The following is an 18,772-nucleotide window of genomic DNA, read 5'->3' as shown; positions in this document are numbered from 1 at the left end:
GGCCGGCGGGTTCTCCGCCGGCCGCAGCTTCTCTTGTCCAGTGCTGCGGTTTCCTGGGTTAGTGCTGCAGCTTCTGCTGGACCGGGGCCTCGCTCGTCTCCAGTTCGGGGGCGACCGCCACCGCGCCGCCCGCCGAGATGATCACGGTGACGAACGTCGGGGAACTGGTCCCAGCGAAGCTCAGCCGGCCGATGTAGGAACCCGGTTCCAGGCCGGTCCAGCCCAGGGTGATCTGGCCCTTCTTGCCGTTCTTGAGCTGGATCGGGTTCGGAGTCACCGTGGCGTTGCCTTCGTTGCTGCCCAGGACGGCGGCATCGACGCTGGCCTTGGTGGGCCGGTTGTCCGTGCTCGCGAACAGGTTGACCAGGATGGTGTAGGTCCCTGGCTCCGGGGATTCGATGGAGAGGGACTCGCTGGCGCTTCCGGTGGCGGCGCTCAGCAGTTCACCGGACGGGGTGAACACGTACAGGTCGAAGTCCGCGGTGTCGTCGGAGGAGATCACCGAGAACTTGGCCAGCGCCGCCCCCTCGCCGACCTCGGCGTCCACGAGCGCGTTGGAGCCGTTGTTCTCGAACGCTGCCGGGCCGGGCACCAGTTCGGTGGCCGAGGAATTCGCCTTGGACAGGCCGTCCAGGGTGACCGCCGTCGGCGAATTCGTACCGGAGAGGATCCCGATCGCGGCGGAACCGCTGGCCTGGTCCGAGGTGAAGGAGAGGTCCTTGCCGGCGATCACCGACTGCGGACGGACCGCCACCGGGGACACCACCGACTTGCCGGCGCCTTCCCACTTCAGGGAACCCATGGCGAACTTCGCCAGGGCGGCGTTCTTGTTCTCGAAGGTGACCTTGAAGGACTTCTTCTGGCCGACGGCGTCGAAGCTCAGCACCGAAGGCGTGATCTTCACGTTGATGCCCGGCACGCTCGCGCTGGCCCGGTACAGGCCCGGAGTGAGCGCGGTCACGGTGCGGGTGACCTCCACCTTGCCGGCCAGGTTGCCCAGTGCGAAGGACGGAACGTTCATGTTCCGCGCGGCGGTGCTGCCGAGGCCCGGGATGCCCAGGTCCACGCCGGTGCCCTGGATGAACTTCAGGTAGTCCTCGATCCCGGCGTCGTACACCAGGCCCGGATCCAGCACGCGGGCCGCGTTGATGTGGCCGGCACCGGTGGCGAAGACGTCCGTGTTCTTGCTGCCGTCAGCCTTGACCACGTCCGAGGCCGTGGTCATCATGGCCGACTTCACGGTGGCCGGGGACCACGTGGGGTTCTTGCCCAGGACGAGGGCGCCGAAACCTGCGATGTGCGGGGACGCCATCGAGGTGCCGGAGAGGAACCCGAAGGTGTCACCGCCGGTGCCGATCGGCGAAACGCCGGCCAGGACGGCAACGCCCGGGGCGGCGACGTCCGGCTTCAGCAGGTCCGAGTTGCTGGCGGCGAGTGGGCCGCGCGAGGAGAAGCCGGCGATCTGCGGCTGGGCTTCGAGGGGCAGCCCGGTGGTGTCGTGGTCGACCAGGGAGACGGTGATGGCAGGGTTGGCCGCCACCTTCTGCTTGATTTCGCCGGTGGCCGGCGGGTTCACGTGCACCGTGGGAACGGAGTGCTTATCCGTGTCCAGGGAGGAACTGGCGAGGTTCACGAGGATCATGCCCACGCCGCCGCCGCGCTTGACCTCGGCGCTCTTGGCCACGCGGTCAACCACGCCGCGGTCGCAGACCACTACCTTGCCGGCGATCTTCGCCGGATCCAGCGAACCGGGCTCGCAGATTGCCGCCCTGCCCGTGCCGGAGGCGACGTTGGCGGAGAGGACCACGCCGGCGTCGTGCACTTCGGCGTTCATGATGCTGGCTCCGCGGTACTTGCTGCCGTCGGAGAATTCCACGGTGCCCTGCAGTTCCTGGGAGAAGCTGCTGGCGGCCACAGTGGTCAGCCAGGGTGCGCCGTGGTTGACGGTGCTCGCGGTGGGGCCGGAGTTGCCCGCGGACACGGCGACGAAGATGCCGGCCGAGGCTGCGGAGAGGAAGGCCAGGGACACCGGATCGGTGGTGGTGTCCGTGGAACCGGAGATGGAGTAGTTGAGGACGTCGACGCCGTCGGCGATGGCCTGGTCGATCGCGTCAACTGAGGCCGAACCGTAGCAGCCGCCCGTGTTGGGGTCGTCGTCTTCCCAGCAGACCTTGTAGATGGAGAGCTTGGCCGCCGGGGCCACGCCGCTGGTGATGCCGAAGCTGCGGCCGTCCACGGTGGCCTCGACGTCGGAGTTGCCCGCCGCGGTGCTGGCGGTGTGGGTGCCGTGGCTGTCCACGTCCACCGGGGAGATGCGCTCCTGCGGGGCGCGGTGCTCTTCCGGGACGGTCTCGAGGAAGGCGTCGGCGAAGTAGTGGGCGCTGAGGACCTTGGAGTTGCATGCTGTGCCGTCAAAGTCCTGGCCGGTCTGGCATTCGCCCACGAAGGTGTCGCCGTCGGCCTTCAGCATGGCGATCTTGCCGTCGTCCGTGCGGTACGGGACGCCCACCTGGGGGTTGCCGCTAAGCGGCTGCACGGGCTCACCGGTGAAGAAAGCGCTCGACGGCGTGTAGCCGGTGTCGATGACGCCCACCACGGTGCCCGCACCAGCCTTGTCCTTGCCGCCGAAGCGGGTGTCCCAGAGTCCGCCGGAGCCGCTGAGCTTCAGGAAGTCGGTGGTGGAGTAATCGGGCGCGCGCTGCGTGTCCGGTGCAACCAGGAGGACCTTGGGGTTCTTTGCGAGATTGACGGCCTGCTCCGCAGTGAGGTTGGCGCTGAAGCCGTTGAGCGCCGAGGTGAAGTCACGCTGGATGCTGACGTTCTCCTGGGCGGCCACTTCGCGCTGCTGCTGCTGCAGGTGGGCCTGGTAGCTCTGGACTTCGCGCTTGAGCACGTCCAGCTTCTTGCCGGCCTTCGGCTTGGTGGCCGCGAAGCCCGGAGTGCCGCCGTCGTAGGTGGCGGCGGGCTTCTCCGCGAGCACCACGATGTAGCGGCCGTCCTTGTACGCCTGCGGATCAAGGTTCTTCTTGACCGTTGCGGCGGTGCTGCTTCCCTGGGCCGGGGCGGCCTGCGCCGGTGCCAGCGCCATGGACGACAGCAACACCGGTACACCCACGGCCAGTGCCGCAGCTCTTCGAAGGCCCCCGCTTCCGACGAAGCTCTTTCCTCTTGATTTCACGAGTGATTGCACCTTTCTACAGGCGATCCGGGCGGTCGTGCCGGGATCAATCAACTGGGAATGCTGCCAACATGGAATGCCCCAGGTTGACAGTTCTTGTCAACCGTTCGGAAGCAATCGCTTCATACAGTACAGATCGAGAGCTGAATATGACATAGTGCACAAAATCTGATTTCACGCTTGTCATACGCCGGCTTCAGGAGATCCCCGGCATGAAAAAACGGGCACGCTCCGGATGGAGCGTACCCGTTTGGTGGTTCAGGGTGTGTCAGGCGTGCTGGTAAGTGAGGCAGTCCGCGGCTTCGGCGCCCGGACCGACCTTCACGTCGTGTGCCTCGCACATCAGGTGGTTGTTGTGGATGCATTCACTGCGTTGGCAGGCACCGACGTGGGCCAGGACCTTGGGAAGGCCGCCCATGGCCGTGGTGTCGATGAACGTGGCGCACGAGGCGTGGTCCGTGGTGCCCCCGATGGTGATTCCAAACGCCGTACAGCCGTCATGGTTGAATCCGCAGCTGCCAACGCTGCAGGCGGAGACTTCGGCAACATGTTCGGTCATTGTTCCTCCTGGCTTGGTCCTCAAGAAATCCGGCTTGTCGATTCAGCGGGGAGTGACCCGGCTTGAAACCAAAACTACGCCCGTTTTCCGGACTTTCACCCGCAGGATTAGCGCATTTGTACGTACGCTATTCCCGCACGGAAGCCGGCGGCTGGGCGGCTCCGCGCAGGGCTGCGCTGATCCTTGCCCGGGCGGCGGCGTCAAGCAGGGCAACGCTGCGGTTTTCGCGCGCTGCCCGGTCCAGTTTGATCCGCTGGATCACCATCCCGCCCAGGCCGGCGAACACCGCCGCGGCCACCACCGGCAACACCATGGACTTCATGTTCCCTGCCATGCGGCCATGCTATCCCCCTGGGTCCCCGCGCGGCGGAAGTGCCTGGCCTCACGCAAATAGGGTATGGGCCCTCTGGCCGGTAGAATGGGCGTGCAAGCTCGCGGAGCGCCCCTTATCCGTAAGACGCTGCACCAAACACCGTTGCCGGACACCCCTCTTGGACGCTGTTTGTGCGCGGTTCGGCGTGAGACGGCACCACTCCGCGGCAGCCTTTGACAAGGTTCAACCAACGCTCACGCACAGGAGTTACCGGATGCCCCGGATCGTCGTCGACGTCATGCCCAAGCCCGAGATTCTGGACCCGCAGGGGAAGGCGATTGTGGGAGCACTGCCCCGCCTCGGCTTCACCAGCTTTAGCGCAGTCCGCCAGGGCAAGCGCTTCGAACTGACCGTCGACGGCGAGGTGACCGACGCCATCCTCGCCCAAGCACGCGAGGCAGCCGAAACCCTGCTCTCCAACCCGGTCATCGAAGACGTGGTCAACGTCGAGGTCGTCGAGGCCTGACATGACTGAACTTCCCCTGATCGGCGAAGCCCCCGTGGCCGCCGAATCCCGGTTGAACGGCGCCAGGATCGGCGTCGTCACCTTCCCCGGCACGCTTGACGACCGCGACGCCGCCCGTGCCGTCCGCCTCGCAGGCGGCACCGCCGTCGCGCTCTGGCACGCCGACACGGAACTGGCCGATGTCGACGCCGTGGTGATCCCGGGCGGATTCTCCTACGGCGATTACCTGCGCGCCGGCGCCATTTCGCGTTTCGCGCCGCTGATGTCCAAGATCATCGACGCCGCCAACTCGGACGCGAAGCTGCCGGTGCTGGGCATCTGCAACGGCTTCCAGATCCTCACCGAATCGCACTTGCTGCCCGGTTCGATGATCAAGAACGACCACCTGAAGTTCCTCTGCCGGGACCAGGTGCTGCGCGTGGAGAACAACACCACCGTCTGGACCGCCGATTACGAGGCAGGCCAGGAAATCCTGGTTCCGCTGAAGAACCAGGACGGCCAGTACATCGCCGACGAAAAGACCCTCGACGCCCTTGAGGCCGAGGGCCGCGTCGCATTCCGCTACGTGGGCTTCAACCCGAACGGTTCCCGCCGCGACATCGCCGGCATCACCAACGCCGCCGGCAACGTTGTGGGCCTCATGCCGCACCCCGAACACGCGGTTGAGCCCGGCTTCGGCCCGGAGTCCAACGCCGGCACCGACGGCCTGGGCTTCTTCACCTCCGTTTTGAACAAGATTGTGGGAGGCGCCAAGTGACCACGGAGACCAACAAGAAGTTCAACATCGACACCGTCGAGAACGCAGCGAACACTCCGGACACCGAACTCCCCTGGGCCGAGCTCGGCCTGAAGGAGAACGAGTTCGACGAGATCGTCAAGGTCCTGGGCCGCCGCCCCACCGGCGCCGAGCTGGCCATGTACTCCGTGATGTGGAGCGAGCACTGCTCCTACAAGTCCTCCAAGAACCACCTGCGCCAGTTCGGCCAGAAGGTCACCGAGGAGATGAAGAAGGACATGCTGGTGGGCATCGGCGAGAACGCCGGCGTCACCAACCTGGGGGACGGCTGGGCCGTGACCTTCAAGATCGAGTCGCACAACTCGCCGTCGTTCGTTGAGCCCTACCAGGGCGCCGCAACCGGCATCGGCGGCATCGTCCGCGACATCATCTCCATGGGCGCCCGCCCCGTGGCCGTCATGGACCCGCTGCGCTTCGGCGAAATCGACCACCCGGACACCGCGCGCGTCATGCACGGCGCCGTGGCCGGCATCGGCGGCTACGGCAACTCCCTGGGCCTGCCGAACATCGGCGGCGAGATGGTGTTCGACGCCGTCTACCAGGGCAACCCGCTGGTCAACGCCCTCGCCGTGGGCGTCATGCGCCACGAGGACATCCGCCTGGCCAACGCCTCCGGCAAGGGCAACAAGGTGGTCCTGTTCGGCGCCCGCACCGGCGGCGACGGCATCGGCGGCGCCTCCGTGCTGGCCTCCGAGTCCTTCGACGACACCAAGCCGTCCAAGCGCCCCGCCGTCCAGGTGGGCGACCCCTTCGCCGAAAAGGTCCTCATCGAATGCTGCCTCGAGCTCTTCAAGGGCTCCCTCGTTGAAGGCATCCAGGACCTCGGCGCGGCCGGCATCTCCTGCGCCACCTCCGAACTCGCCTCCAACGGCGACGGCGGCATGCAGGTGGAGCTGACCGACGTGCTCCTCCGCGACCCCACGCTGACCCCGGGCGAAATCCTGATGTCCGAGTCGCAGGAACGCATGATGGCCGTGGTCACCCCGGAGAACGTGGAGGCGTTCGAAGCCGTGATGGACAAGTGGGCCGTGGAATATGCCTGGCTGGGCGAGGTGACCGACACCGGCCGCCTCATCATCACCTGGGACGGCGAAGTGATCGTCGACGTCGACCCGCGCACCGTCGCCCACGACGGTCCGGTCTACGACCGCCCCTACGCCCGCCCGTCCTGGCAGGACGCCCTGCAGGCGGACGCCTTCACCGGTTCCGTGCAGGACGCCGGCCGCCCGTCGGCTCCGTCCGAGCTGGCTGCCGCCGTCACCGAGCTGGTCGCGTCGCCGAACATGTGCGACAAGTCCTGGATCACCAAGCAGTACGACCGCTACGTGGGCGGCAACACCGCCATGGCGTTCCCGGACGACGCCGGCGTGGTGCGCGTGGACGAGAAGACCGGCCTGGGCGTTGCCCTCGCCACCGACGCCAACGGCCGTTACACCTACCTGGACCCGTACAACGGCGCCCAGCTGGCCCTGGCCGAGGCCTACCGCAACGTGGCCACCTCCGGTGCCGTGCCGATGGCCGTCTCCGACTGCCTGAACTTCGGCTCCCCCGAGGACCCGGACGTCATGTGGCAGCTCGCCGAATCCATCCGCGGCCTCTCCGACGCCTGCATGGAGCTGGGCGTTCCGGTGACCGGCGGCAACGTCTCCCTGTACAACCAGACCGGCACGACGCCGATCCACCCCTCCCCCGTGGTGGCGGTGCTCGGCAAGCTCGACGACGTCGCGCGCCGCACCCCGTCCGGCTGGAAGGAAGACGGCCAGGCCATCTACCTGCTGGGTACGACGGCGGCCGAACTGGACGGTTCGGAATGGGCCAAGCTGCGCGGCCACCTCGGCGGCCTGCCGCCCAAGGTGGACCTGGCCGCGGAGCGCCAGCTCGGCGAGATCCTGATCAACGCCAGCCGCGACGGCATGGTTGACGCCGCGCACGACCTCTCCGAAGGCGGCCTCGCGGCAGCCCTCGTGGAGTCCTCGCTGCGTCACGGCGTCGGCGCCCGCATCGCCCTGGAGGAACTGCTCGAGCGCGACGGCGTGGACCTGTTCACGGCCCTGTTCTCCGAGTCCCAGGCCCGTGCCATCGTCTCCGTGCCGCGCTCCGAGGAAGTCCGATTCAAGGACATGTGCACCGCCCGCGGCTTCGCGCACCTGCGCATCGGCGTGGTGGACGCCGCGTCCGGTTCGCTGGAAATCAACGGTGTGGAGACCATGTCCCTGGATGCCCTCCGCGAAGCCCACGAAGGCACCCTGCCGAAGTACTTCGGCTAATTGCATCGATTGCTCCGTAACTGTCGTTTTGAGCCCTCAGAACGACAGTTACGGAGCAATCGTTTTTAACGGCGCTTCTCCGGTCGCCAACCTGCCTGGACGAGGGCTGTCCGGACCTTGGCCACTGCAGGCTTGGCATCGTTGACCATGTGCCGCTTCGAGATCCTGACCTCGGTCCAGCCCAGTTCGTCGTACCGCTCCGAACGGGCGATGTCCCGGACGATCTGGGCTTCCTCGCCGTGGCCTTCGCCCTCGTATTCGACGCCGATCTTGTACTTCCGGTAGGAAAGATCGGGTTGGATCAGGCGCCCGCCGTCGCTGGCAGGAACCGGAACGTTGAGTTCCGGTTCCGGGAGTCCTGCCCTCACAATTGCGAGCCTGAGCAAGCTCTCCTGGGGCGAGTCCGAGCCAACACGGATCAGTTGGATAGCTTCCTTCGCCTTTCGCACGCCCCGCTTGCCCTTGTGGCGGTCGATCATCCTCTGTAGATCGGCCACAGTGCACAGCGGTTCATCCCGTCCCTCGAATTCGGGCCGGGGCATCCTCACGCAATGGTCCCCCGCCACTACGAGTTCATCCACGGACAAGGTCTCGGCAAGGTCCAGCCAAGTCCGCTCCGGGGTGGTCAGCCGTATTCCGTTGAGGGTGGTGATTTCGTCCTCGTAGAGTTTCATCCGGTGGACGACGACGTGAGGCCGGTTCAGGTGGGCCGCGCCTTCCGGCCTGATGATGTGGAACATCTCTGAGGGCTCCTTTTTCATCCGGCGCGGCAGGTCCAGAAGTTCCGCCGCTGTGAGGTGGGACGCGGCGCATCCCTTATTGACCTCGACGAATGGCCGCGCGCGGATCTCCAGGGGGACGTCCGCCGTCGGGATTCCGGAGCGGATACCCCGGCCCAAACCCTGCAGGGATCCGTGTCGGAGCCTCCGGGCGCTAACGCCCCGGCCCAAGGCTTCGGCGACAGTGAAAGGCCGGCCCAGCAGTTCGGCCGGAAGTTGGCGCGCGGTTTTCATGGCCACATCAGAACAGATTCGACCGAATGCCCGCAGAACTTATCCACACCCTTCATCGATTGCTGAGTTGGCGTCGTTTTGGGGGCTCAAAACGACAACTACTCAGCAATCGATGGGAAGAAGTGGTTAATCCTCGCTGTGGAGGTCGCGGCGGCGGGCGCTGAGCAGTTCGAGTTCCGGACGGCCGGCAACCAGGCGTTCGACGGCGTCGAGCACCTCCACGAGGTGCGCATGATCGGGCGACACCACCGCCGCCCCGATCAGGGCGCGCCGGTGCTGGTCCATGAGGCCCGTCTCGGCCGCGGACACCTCGAAGCGGCGCTTCAGCTCGGCCACCACGGGCCGCACCAGGGAGCGTTTCTCCTTCAGGCTGTGCACTTCGCCGAGGAGGATGTCGAACTCGATCCAACCGATCCACATGGGCCCATTATCGGCCAGCCGGCCGGACCCAGGGACCCAGCCGGGAAGACGACGACGGCGGCCCTCACCGGAAGGTGCGGGCCGCCGTCGGGCGCTCGGTGCTGGAAAGGTCAGCGCGAGGTGCCCTGCGACACCGAGCCCTGCAGCTGGCGCTGGAACAGGATGTAGGCGATCAGGACCGGGATCACGGTGACGGTGACGGCGGCGAACAGTGCCCCGAAGTCCACCGCGTAGCCCATCTGCTGGGCGAAGGCCGCGAGCTCCTGCGAGAGCACCTTCGGCCCGCCGGCGTTGATGGTCACCGGGATGAGGAACTGGTTCCACAGGCCAAGGAAATTGAAGATCGCCACGGACGCCAGGCCGGGCCGGGCCATGGGCAGCATGATCTGGAAGAAGGTGCGCCAGTCGCCGGCGCCGTCGATCGCTGCCGCCTCGGCGATTTCGGCGGGCAGGTTCTTGAAGAAGGAGAACAGGAAGAACACCGTGAACGGCAGCGCGAAGGCCACGTACGTGATGATCAGGCCCGGGAGCTGGTTGAGCAAACCGATGCCCTTGAGGACGCCGAACAGCGGAACCATGGCCAGGAACACCGGGAAGGTCAGGCCGGCCAGCATCAGCCAATAGACGGTCCTGCTGCCCCAGAACTTGAAGCGGGCCAGCACGTAGGCACACATGGAGCCGAGCAGCATGACCAGGACCAGCGAGACGCAGACCACCAGCACGGAGTTCATGAAGGCTGCGCCGATGCCTGCTTCGGACCAGGCTCGGATGTAGTTGTCCAGCTTCCAGCTGCCGGGAAGGCCAAACGGGGACGAAAAGATCTCGTTGGAGGTCTTGAAGGAGGACATGAACGTCCACAGCAGCGGCAGGACCACGATGGCGGACCAGATGGCCAGGACCACGTGCGAGACGGTCCCTACGACCTTGTCGACAGGTGCGGACTTCGCTTCGCGTTCCACGTGCCCGGCGGGCGCTGACGCGCGTTGTTGCTTCAGAAGAGTCACAGCCGGCCTCCCTCGGAACCGCCGGTCAGCTTGTTCACAAGGAACACCAGGCCGGCGAAGATCAGTGTTGCAACCGCCAGGACCACGCCCATGGCGGTTGCCATGCCGAACTGGCCGCGCTGGAAGGCGGTGAAGAAGAGCTGCTGGGACATGACCAGCGTGGTGTTTTCGGGCCCGCCGGCGTTGGGGAAGAGCGAGGCCATGTAGACAAAGGCGTCAAGGGCGAAAATGCCCAGGTAGACGTAGGCGGTCTGGATGTTGTCGCGGATCATCGGAATGGTGATGCTCACGGCCGTGCGGAAGCGCCCTGCGCCGTCGATGCGGGCGGCCTCGAAGATTTCCGAGGGAATGCCTTTGATGCCGGCGATGAAGAGCACCATGTAGAAGCCCACGAAGCCCCAGATGATCACGAAGATGGAGCACCACATGGCCGTGGACGCGTTGCCCAGCCAGGCGTAGTCCTTGAAGTTCAGGCCGACGGCGTTGAGGACGCCGTTCAGCAGGCCGCCGCTGGGGTCGTAGATCTGGCCCCACATGATGCCGATGGCGACGGCGGGAATGGTGTACGGGAAGAAGGAGACCACGCGGTAGAAGCTGGAGTTCTTCAAGCCCTTGATCTGGCCCTTGCTGCTGCCGCCGACGGTGACCAGCGTGGCCAGGACGAGGCTGAGGATCACCGTGACGAGGGGAACGACGATCAGCAGGATGATGTTGTTGCCGAGGGCCTTCAGGAAGAGGTCGTCCGTGAAGATACGGGCGTAGTTGTCCAGGCCAACGAAGTTCGAGGTGTTGCTGAAGCCGGACCAGTCCGTCAGCGAATAGTAGAACGCCTGGAGGAACGGCCAGATGACAAAGAGGAGATAGATCGCCAGCGGTATTCCAAGGAACACCGCCATGAAGGAGATCCGATCCAGGGTCGGCTTGCGCCGCCCGCGCGCGGCGGCAGCGGTCAGGCTGCCGTCGCGCGCGGAAACAGTTGCTGGGGGCAAGGTCACTTAATTTCAACCTTCTTGATGGAGCTGTCGTTGCGGATCTTGTCCGACATCTTCTGCATGTCGTTGGCCAGGTTGGCCGCGTTCGATTTGCCGTCGAGGAAGGCGTTCCAGACCACCAGCACGTCCTTGTTCATGCCGTACAGGTCCAGGAACTGCCAGTTGAAGACGTTCTTGCCGGCGGCTTCGAGCATCTTGGTCTGGGAGACGAGCGCGGTGGAACCGAAGCCGTCGGCGGGCACGGTGCCCTTGACCACGGTGGGTGCCAGCTTGGTCTTGGCGAAGTTCGCGGCCGCGTCCTTGGACAGCATGATGCGCAGCAGTTCCTTGCCGCCGGCCTTGTTCTTGGCCTGGGACGGGACAATGAAGGGCTCGCCGCCGCCGGAGTGCAGGGCTTCGTACGGCATCTTCGGGGTGGTGGTGACAGTGGGCACCGGTGCGCCCATCATCTTGAAGTCGGCCTTGGTCTGGTCCTTCATCTCGTTTTCGATCCAGGAACCGGACGGGTACAGCAGGGCGTCCTGGTTGTTGGACCACTGCGCCTGGGCGGCAGTGAACGCGGTGCCGGAGCCGCCCGGCTTGAAGTGGCCGGCCTTGACGTGCTTGTCCAGGGCTTCGAAGACCTTGGTGAGCGCCGGGTGCTTCCAGCTGTCTTCCTTGAGGTTCTCCAGGGCCACACGGACTTCGTCGCCGCCTTCCTTGATGGCGGAGGACAAAGCCAGCTCCAGGTAGTAGCTGGCGGCTTCCTTGCCCCAGAGGAACAGGTACTTGCCCTTGGCCTTGGCCTTCTCGCCGAGTTCGAAGGCTTCGTCCCAGGTCTTGGGCGGGGTCCAGCCGTTCGCCTCGAAGAGGGTGGATGAGTACCAGACACCGAAGAGGGTGAGCACGTAGTTGATCGCAACAAGCTTGCCGTCGAATGTGCCGGGGGCCAGCACGCCTTCGTACAGCGTGTCCTTGATGGGGGTGCCTTCGAGATTCTTGGCGTCCACCACGGACTGCAGGTCTTCCAACTGGGCCAGGATGGTGCTGATGCCGATGGACTGGGCACCGGAGTTGTCCACGAGGTCCGGCGGGTTTCCACCCGCGAAGCGCGGCTGCAGTTCGGCGGAGATTGCCGTGGACGGAGCGATCTTGGCCGTGGTCCCCGGGTGGTTCTTCTCGTAGGCCTCGCCGGCGAAGTCGACGTAGTCGATGCCATAGCCGCCCTTGAAGATCACCGCGTCAAGGGTGGAGTTGTCCGGAACGCCGAACGGGTTGGCGTCAGACACGGTACCGGTGGGACCAGTCGTGGTGGTGCCGCCCGACGCGCAGGAAGCCAGGGCCCCGCCCATCGGGGCCAGTACGGCGGTGGCGAGCGCACCGCGGAGGAAACCACGGCGTGCGAAGGACTGCTGAACGTTCATCCTAAAACCCTCCAGGGACTCGTAGTGCCGATCCGGACGGCGCCCGTGCCTTGATTTTGGATCGGCTGGAAGGCGCCCGAAGCAGCGCCACCCTCGTGTGACATAATTCACCACAAGTGATCGGAAATCAATATTTCTGGCTAGTTTCAATCAACTTTTGTCAAAACGTGATCTAGCCAGGAAGCGCCCCCGGGACCCCCGGAGAGGCTTCAAAAAGGAAGAAACCGCAGGTCAGGAGCGTCCGCTAAGCGACCTTTCGCACTCGTCGATGGCTTCACGGGCCCAGCGCTGTTGCTGCGGAGTGCCGACACGTTCCGCCCATTGCTCGGCAAGCTGGAACTCCACGAGCGCTTCGGTGCGGCGGCCGTCGTCGTGCAGCGCCCAGCCGAGGTTGTTATGCAGCGAAACCATCCAGCGCTTGGTGCGCGGATCGTCGACGGCGGACGCGTACTCGAGCGCGCTGCGCGTCCAGGATTCCTGGTGGCCGGAGTCCGCGATCGCGAGCATGTGCAGCGCATCCACCGTGAGGAATTCCTCGCCGAGGTGGTCACCGAGCTCCGCGGCTTGTTCGAGCAGCGGCACGGCCATGGCCGGGTGACCGGAGGAATTCAGCAGCCGCCCGCGCTCCAGCAGGACCCGGACCGCGAGCGTGGGTTCCTCTTCGGTGTCGATCGAGTCCAGCAGGGCATCGGCTTCTTCGTAGCGGCCCTGCAGCCCGATGGCGCGGCCAAGCTGGGTGGCCAGCTCCAGGCGTTCGAAATCGTCGAAGCGGGGATCCTGCATGGCTTCGCGGAAGCGCGCTTCGGACAGGGCCGGGTCTTCGAAGGTCCACAACTCGTCGAGTGTTCTTTGCTCCAGCATCTGGCCGCTCCCGATTGCGTCAAAGGCATCGAATGGTGTTGCGCAACTCTCAATCTATCCGACCGGGCCCATGCTACGGCAGCTCACTTGCCGGCTCATTTACCGGCGAGGCGCGCCCATCCGAGTTGCTCCTGCTGCTTCTTGCTCAGGCCCGCCACCACGAGGTCGTAGGAGTCCTCCACCATGTCCCGGACCATGGCGTCGGGAAGGCTGCCGTCCAGCCGGACGCCGTTCCAATGGGTCTTGTTCATGTGCCAGGCACCGGTGATTTCGGGGTGCGCCGCACGCAACTGGACGGCCAGTCCGGGCTCACATTTCAGGTTCACCGTGAGCGGCTCGGCGTCCAGCGCGGAGAGCGCGAACAGCTTCGCCTCCTGGGCTGCGCCACCGGACACCGCGGAACGGACCTTGAACACCGAGGTTTCCGGGCCGAAGGGGAAGTCCTCGAAGGCTCCCGGAAAGTCCAGGCAGATCCGGCGGAGGGTTGCAGCATCCATGGTCCGAGCCTAGTGCAGGCTACAGACCGTAATGCCAGCCTTCGCGGGCCGGGCACGTGTTGACCACGACATCCAGGCCGGCGGCCTTCGCGCGTTCGACGGCGGCCTCGTCGTTGACCCCGAGCTGCAGCCACACCGCTTTCGCGCCGGCCGCGATCGCCTGGTCGATCACCGCGCCCACGTGGCTGGAGTTCACGAAGCAGTCCACGACGTCGACCGGTTGCTTTTCGGCGGGAATGTCGCCGACCGTCTTGTAAGCGGTTTCGCCGTGGACGTCTTCGCCGCGCAGGTTCACCGGGATGATCTCCATGCCCATGCGGTCGCGGACGTAGAGCGCCACGTCGTACGCGGAGCGCCACTCGTTGTTCGTCAGGCCGACGATGGCCCAGCGGCCCTTGGTCCTCATGAGTCGTTCAACGACGGCCGGATCGTTCACATGGGTCATGCCCCCAAGCCTACGCCCGCGGCCGTCGGGGCCTGCGCCGGACGCCCTGCGGCGGGCCGGGCTTGCGTCCCGCCGGCTCAGAGGCGGACGCCGAGACGCACAATCTGATCGAGGACGTCCTCCACGGTGCGTCCGCCAACGAGGCCGCGCTCGTCCAGCACGCCTTCGAAGGAGTCCTTGAAGTTCACGCCGGAAGGTCCGGCGGGGACGCCGGACGCGGAACCTGTGCTCCCGGACGGCGGGGTTCCCTTCAGGGTGTTTGCAGCCTTCTTCGGCCTCGCCTTTGCCGCCTTCTTTGCGGCAGCCAGCGGCTTTCCCTTGAAAGCCGAAGCCGGCGGGTGGTTCGGAACCGCGGATGGCGACGCCGCGCCCTGGGCTCCTGCCGCCGCCTCGGACACGGGCGGGCTGGACGGCGCCGGGACGGCGGTGACCTTCGGGGCGTCCGGGGCGGGCCCGGCCGGCAGGAGGGACTGCGGGGCAAGGTTCGTATGCGGCGCCCATCCTGCAATCAGCTTGTTGAAGAAGTCCGGGGAGTCCTGCTGCAGGCCGCCGGAGGCGGCAACGCCGCCGATGCCCAGGCCCATGGCCGTGAGGACGGCACCGGCGATGACGACCGGGCGGTGCTTCCTGCGGCGTCGCTTGGCGAGCTCGTCGGCGCCGGGGTCAGTGCCGCCGTCGGGATCCGCTGACGGGACGCCGAGCAGGGCGGCAAGGTCGCCACGGGGCGCCGGGGCGGGTAGCGCCGAAAGGCCCGCGATGGACTCGAGCGCAGCCTTGAGCAGCGCATCACCCGGCACGCCGGCGTCGAGCATGAGCTCGGAGACGAGGTTGTCACGATCCGCATCGGAACGCGTCATGGCGCCACATATTCCTTTACTGCCGAGTGTTCACGGAGGGTGTTCAACGCCCTCCGCTGCAACTGCTTCACTGCACCTTGGCTCTTCCCCATGATTTCGGCAACTTGTTCCACGGTCAGGCCCGCAATGATGCGTAACGACAGGACCTCCCGCTGCTCCTCGGGCAGGAACCCGAGCAATGCCAGCACCTCTCCCGGGGCCACCCGGTCCATCGCTTCGGCTTCGGCAGAGAGAACCTCCCTGGTGTCCCGCTCGGCTTCGAATTCCTGGTGCTCCGGCGAGCGGACCTGCCTGCGGTGGTCATCCACCATCCGGGCGTGGGCAACGGAGAAGACGAATGTCCGCAGGCCTTTGACGCCGCCGGAGATGGCGTCGATCCGTGGCAGCACCGCAAGGAAGACATCCTGGGTGAGGGCCTCCGGGTCCTGCACTCCCTTGGCGCTGAGGTAGCCGAACACCTGGCCAGCGAAGGCCTGATATACAGCACTGAACAGCTCTGCGTCGTTGCCCTGAAGGGCCTGCAACGCTTCGTCGGTCAGGGCGTCAGTCACGGTTCAGGTGCTTTCGGTGGATGCTGGGGTCTGCTGCCGTTGCGCGCGGTTGTCCCGGTGGACTCGCTGCGGGCACTCCCCCAGCCTAACCGCCACCGCCTGCGCAGCCCAAGACACACCCCGGCCCGCCCCCGCATCCTTTTCGCATCCTTGCGGGCAAAACGAAGGGCCGAGCTGGAACATGATGGGGGACAGATTCCAGCTCGGCCCGTTCACTGAAGTAATCGTCCGGACCCCGGGAAGGGTTACGCGGATTCCAAAGTTTTTTTCGCGGGAAGTGTTTTCACAGCTCAGGGGCGGTTTCTTGGGTACGTGAGGTGGGCTCGCCTGGAGCTTGTCCGTCCCGGCGGAGCGGTTCATCCTGCAGATCAGGCGGGGTCGAGGGCGCACAAGCCGCCTGATCTGCAGGATGAAATCATGGGGGCGGCTGCCATCCTCCCCGACGGAGCGCGGCTTCCACCTGGGGAACTACCCATTCGGCACCCAGGTCCAGGTCCCTGGCATAGATCTTCACCTGGTTCCAACCGCAATCGATCATGAAGCTGTCCCTTCCCTTGTCGGCCACCTGCCGCAAGGGAGTGAGGTGATGGGCGCCGTCGTATTCGACGCATGTCCGGAATTCGGGACAGGCCAGATCCACCCATCTCGGGAACTCGTAGTCGTCCGAAGACACGGGATAGTCCACCCGGAACGGCGGCAGGTGGTGCGCAGCCTGCAGCATCAAGCGCAGCCGGGTCTCTTGTGGCGAGTCCACGCCGACTCGCAACTGCGGAAGCGCGCTCCTTGCTTTGGCAAGGCCCGGGATCCGGTGCTTCCTGGAAATGTAGAGGTTCAGGTCTGCCAGCGAGACCAGAGGGGGGCGGGGCCTGCCGAAGCCGCGGTCCTCGCGAGTGCACACCAGGAAATCTCCGGCGACTATGAGGTCATCCAGGCTGAGCACCGGTGCGAGGTCGAGCCAGGTCCTCGCTGGTGACGTCACGGGAATGCCGTCCAGCAGCGTCACCTCGTCCGGGTCGAAACACCTGCTATGCCCCACCACATGTTTGCGCCGCGGTCCTGTCTTCGAGGATGAGCTGAAGTGCAGCCTGGTTTCTTCCTCCAGGTCCTTCGGCAACGGCACCCCAAGCAACCTAGCGGCGGTGCTGTCGCTGGCGACGGCACCGCCGGAAAGCAGGACGTACGGTCTGACCCGTTCTGCGAGTCGCTGTGCCGCCCCGACTGGGACCCTGATTCCCCGGCTGGGCGTCCTGAGATCCTTGGCCCTCAGGCGGCTCAGGGTTTGTCCCGCGGCCAGCCCCTCCCTCAAGGTGAAGGAACGCAACGCCAATGTTTCGGGAAGGGGCCCGGCTTTGCTCACAGTACAAGTGTTGCGGATGCGGGCGTGGGTACTTGCGTTATCCACAGGCCCGGCCGCCGTCGTAAATTTCATCCTGCAGATCCGGCGGGGTGGAGGGCGCACAACCCGCCTGACCTGCAGGATGAACGCAGAAAGCCGGCAACAACAAAGGCGGGCCGCCCGGAAGGTTCCATTGGAACCCCGGGCGGCCCGCCGTCGTCGAACGTTCTGGAGGCTTAGTCCTCGATCAGGTCGTGCAGCACGATCGTCTGGTCGCGGTCCGGGCCGACGCCGATCGCGGAGAAGCGGGTGCCGGAGAGCTTTTCGAGCGCCAGCACGTAGTTGCGGGCGTTCTCCGGCAGGTCCTCCAGGGTCTTGGCGCCGGTGATGTCCTCGGTCCAGCCGTCGAAGTACTCGAAGATCGGCACGGCGTGGTGGAACTCGGTCTGGGTCATGGGCATTTCGTCGTGGCGGACGCCGTCGACGTCGTACGCCACGCAGACCGGGATCTGCTCGATGCCGGTGAGCACGTCCAGCTTGGTGACGAAGTAGTCGGTGAAGCCGTTCACGCGGGAAGCGTGGCGGGCCAGGACGGCGTCGTACCAGCCGCAGCGGCGCGGGCGGCCGGTGTTCACGCCGAACTCACCGCCGGTCTTCTGCAGGTACAGGCCCATCTCGTCGAAGAGTTCGGTGGGGAACGGGCCGGCGCCGACGCGGGTGGTGTACGCCTTGATGATGCCGATGGAGCGCGAGATGCGGGTGGGACCGATGCCCGAGCCCACGGAGGCGCCGCCGGCGGTCGGGTTGGAGGAGGTCACGAACGGGTAGGTGCCGTGGTCGACGTCCAGGAACGTGGCCTGGCCGCCCTCCATGAGGACCACCTTGCCCTCGTCCAGGGCGTTGTTCAGGACCAGGGTGGAGTCGATGACCAGCGGGCGCAGGCGCTCGGCGAAAGAGAGGAAGTATTCGACGATCTCGTCCACCACGACGTCGCGGCGGTTGTAGACCTTGACCAGGAGTTCGTTCTTCTGGCGCAGCGAGCCTTCCACCTTCTGGCGGAGGATCGACTCGTCGAAGACGTCCTGGACGCGGATGCCCAGGCGGGCCACCTTGTCCATGTAGGCCGGGCCGATTCCGCGGCCGGTGGTGCCGATGGCGCGGCTGCCGAGGAAGCGCTCGGTGACCTTGTCCAGCACCTGGTGGTACGGGGCCACGAGGTGGGCGTTGGCGGAAACCCGCAGGCGGGAGGTGTCGGCACCGCGGGCTTCGAGGCCGTCGATTTCCTGGAACAGGGCCTCGAGGTTCACCACGCAGCCGTTGCCGATGATCGGGATGGCGTTGGGGCTCAGGATGCCTGCGGGAAGGAGCTTGAGCTCGTACTTCTCGCCGCCGACGACGACGGTGTGCCCGGCGTTGTTGCCGCCGTTGGGCTTGACCACATAGTCGACGCGGCCGCCGAGCAGGTCGGTCGCTTTGCCTTTGCCTTCGTCGCCCCACTGGGCTCCGACGATCACGATAGCGGGCATGGGATCCTCCCCCATTCTTTTCGGGCAGGCGGCGGGAACACCGCGCCTGGCGCCGTACATGAGAACGCCCCGAAGCCAGGCCCTGTCCACGGTCTTCAACAAAGATTCATGGGCAGGAAGGGCAAGAGTTCCGGGGCTCTTACCAGCCAAGTTTAGCGGATCCGGCCCCATAACACGGTGTCGTGACCCTGCAACAGTAGGCCGACGCCGGCAGCGGCCGGCGGGCAA

At 65.9% G+C, this 18,772-nt stretch carries 18 protein-coding genes; 3 read left to right on the top strand and 15 right to left on the bottom strand.

Annotated elements, in window-relative coordinates:
• Positions 1-58: 58 nt before the first annotated feature.
• The 3 genes from D3654_RS08660 to D3654_RS08650 form a co-directional block, all read right to left on the bottom strand.
• Positions 59-3,178: a S8 family serine peptidase gene (locus D3654_RS08660; RefSeq protein WP_425359399.1), complete on the bottom strand. Its 3,120-nt coding sequence runs from the start codon at positions 3,176-3,178 to the stop codon at positions 59-61.
• A 268-nt stretch (positions 3,179-3,446) separates the two neighbouring features.
• Positions 3,447-3,737: a DUF1540 domain-containing protein gene (locus D3654_RS08655; RefSeq protein ID WP_115789430.1), complete on the bottom strand. Its 291-nt coding sequence runs from the start codon at positions 3,735-3,737 to the stop codon at positions 3,447-3,449.
• Positions 3,738-3,864: 127 nt separating this feature from the next.
• Positions 3,865-4,071 (bottom strand): hypothetical protein, encoded by a 207-nt coding sequence (locus D3654_RS08650; protein WP_120521086.1) that lies wholly within the window; start codon positions 4,069-4,071, stop codon positions 3,865-3,867.
• A gap of 253 nt (positions 4,072-4,324) precedes the next feature.
• On the opposite strand from D3654_RS08650, the gene purS reads away from it, so the two are divergent.
• From purS to purL, 3 genes are read left to right on the top strand one after another with little or no spacing between them, the layout of a single operon-like run.
• Positions 4,325-4,576 carry a phosphoribosylformylglycinamidine synthase subunit PurS gene (purS, locus tag D3654_RS08645; RefSeq protein ID WP_028265707.1) on the top strand — a complete coding sequence of 84 codons (252 nt, stop codon included), beginning with the start codon at positions 4,325-4,327 and terminating at the stop codon, positions 4,574-4,576.
• Between the two features lies 1 nt (position 4,577).
• Complete coding sequence (gene purQ, locus D3654_RS08640; protein ID WP_120521085.1) at positions 4,578-5,333, top strand: phosphoribosylformylglycinamidine synthase subunit PurQ; 756 nt, start codon at positions 4,578-4,580, stop codon at positions 5,331-5,333.
• Positions 5,330-7,639 carry a phosphoribosylformylglycinamidine synthase subunit PurL gene (gene purL / locus D3654_RS08635; protein ID WP_120521084.1) on the top strand — a complete coding sequence of 770 codons (2,310 nt, stop codon included), beginning with the start codon at positions 5,330-5,332 and terminating at the stop codon, positions 7,637-7,639. Before purQ ends, purL begins: the two co-directional genes overlap by 4 nt.
• 65 nt (positions 7,640-7,704) lie before the next feature.
• Here the strand turns inward: purL and D3654_RS08630 are convergent, their stop codons facing one another.
• From D3654_RS08630 to D3654_RS08575, 12 genes are all read right to left on the bottom strand, one after another.
• Positions 7,705-8,379: a hypothetical protein gene (locus D3654_RS08630; protein ID WP_120521104.1), complete on the bottom strand. Its 675-nt coding sequence runs from the start codon at positions 8,377-8,379 to the stop codon at positions 7,705-7,707.
• A gap of 399 nt (positions 8,380-8,778) precedes the next feature.
• Complete coding sequence (locus tag D3654_RS08625; protein WP_120521083.1) at positions 8,779-9,072, bottom strand: DUF503 domain-containing protein; 294 nt, start codon at positions 9,070-9,072, stop codon at positions 8,779-8,781.
• A gap of 110 nt (positions 9,073-9,182) precedes the next feature.
• On the bottom strand, positions 9,183-10,031 hold the full coding sequence (locus tag D3654_RS08620) for a carbohydrate ABC transporter permease (protein ID WP_245413151.1): 849 nt from the start codon (positions 10,029-10,031) through the stop codon (positions 9,183-9,185).
• A gap of 41 nt (positions 10,032-10,072) precedes the next feature.
• Positions 10,073-10,972: a carbohydrate ABC transporter permease gene (locus tag D3654_RS08615; protein ID WP_120521103.1), complete on the bottom strand. Its 900-nt coding sequence runs from the start codon at positions 10,970-10,972 to the stop codon at positions 10,073-10,075.
• Between the two features lie 95 nt (positions 10,973-11,067).
• Positions 11,068-12,471 carry an N-acetylglucosamine/diacetylchitobiose ABC transporter substrate-binding protein gene (gene ngcE, locus D3654_RS08610; RefSeq protein ID WP_120521081.1) on the bottom strand — a complete coding sequence of 468 codons (1,404 nt, stop codon included), beginning with the start codon at positions 12,469-12,471 and terminating at the stop codon, positions 11,068-11,070.
• A gap of 231 nt (positions 12,472-12,702) precedes the next feature.
• On the bottom strand, positions 12,703-13,332 hold the full coding sequence (locus D3654_RS08605; protein ID WP_120521080.1) for a tetratricopeptide repeat protein: 630 nt from the start codon (positions 13,330-13,332) through the stop codon (positions 12,703-12,705).
• Positions 13,333-13,427: 95 nt separating this feature from the next.
• Positions 13,428-13,829: an MmcQ/YjbR family DNA-binding protein gene (locus D3654_RS08600; protein ID WP_120521079.1), complete on the bottom strand. Its 402-nt coding sequence runs from the start codon at positions 13,827-13,829 to the stop codon at positions 13,428-13,430.
• Between the two features lie 19 nt (positions 13,830-13,848).
• Positions 13,849-14,274 carry a CoA-binding protein gene (locus D3654_RS08595; RefSeq protein WP_120521078.1) on the bottom strand — a complete coding sequence of 142 codons (426 nt, stop codon included), beginning with the start codon at positions 14,272-14,274 and terminating at the stop codon, positions 13,849-13,851.
• A 77-nt stretch (positions 14,275-14,351) separates the two neighbouring features.
• Positions 14,352-15,131, bottom strand: a complete 780-nt coding sequence (locus tag D3654_RS08590; RefSeq protein ID WP_120521077.1) for a hypothetical protein — start codon at positions 15,129-15,131, stop codon at positions 14,352-14,354.
• A complete protein-coding gene (locus tag D3654_RS08585) occupies positions 15,128-15,682 on the bottom strand; it encodes an RNA polymerase sigma factor (RefSeq protein WP_120521076.1) in 555 nt (184 codons plus the stop codon). The genes D3654_RS08590 and D3654_RS08585 overlap by 4 nt, the downstream gene beginning before the upstream one ends.
• Before the next feature lie 415 nt (positions 15,683-16,097).
• Positions 16,098-16,802, bottom strand: a complete 705-nt coding sequence (locus D3654_RS08580; RefSeq protein WP_245413148.1) for an endonuclease domain-containing protein — start codon at positions 16,800-16,802, stop codon at positions 16,098-16,100.
• A 452-nt stretch (positions 16,803-17,254) separates the two neighbouring features.
• A complete protein-coding gene (locus D3654_RS08575; protein ID WP_074590691.1) occupies positions 17,255-18,544 on the bottom strand; it encodes an adenylosuccinate synthase in 1,290 nt (429 codons plus the stop codon).
• Positions 18,545-18,772 lie beyond the last annotated feature (228 nt).

It is taken from the genome of Arthrobacter celericrescens, from assembly GCF_003614925.1.
Classification (GTDB): domain Bacteria; phylum Actinomycetota; class Actinomycetes; order Actinomycetales; family Micrococcaceae; genus Arthrobacter; species Arthrobacter celericrescens.
The sequence above is the reverse complement of the archived record's forward strand: the minus strand, read 5'-3'. Positions and strand labels throughout refer to the sequence as shown.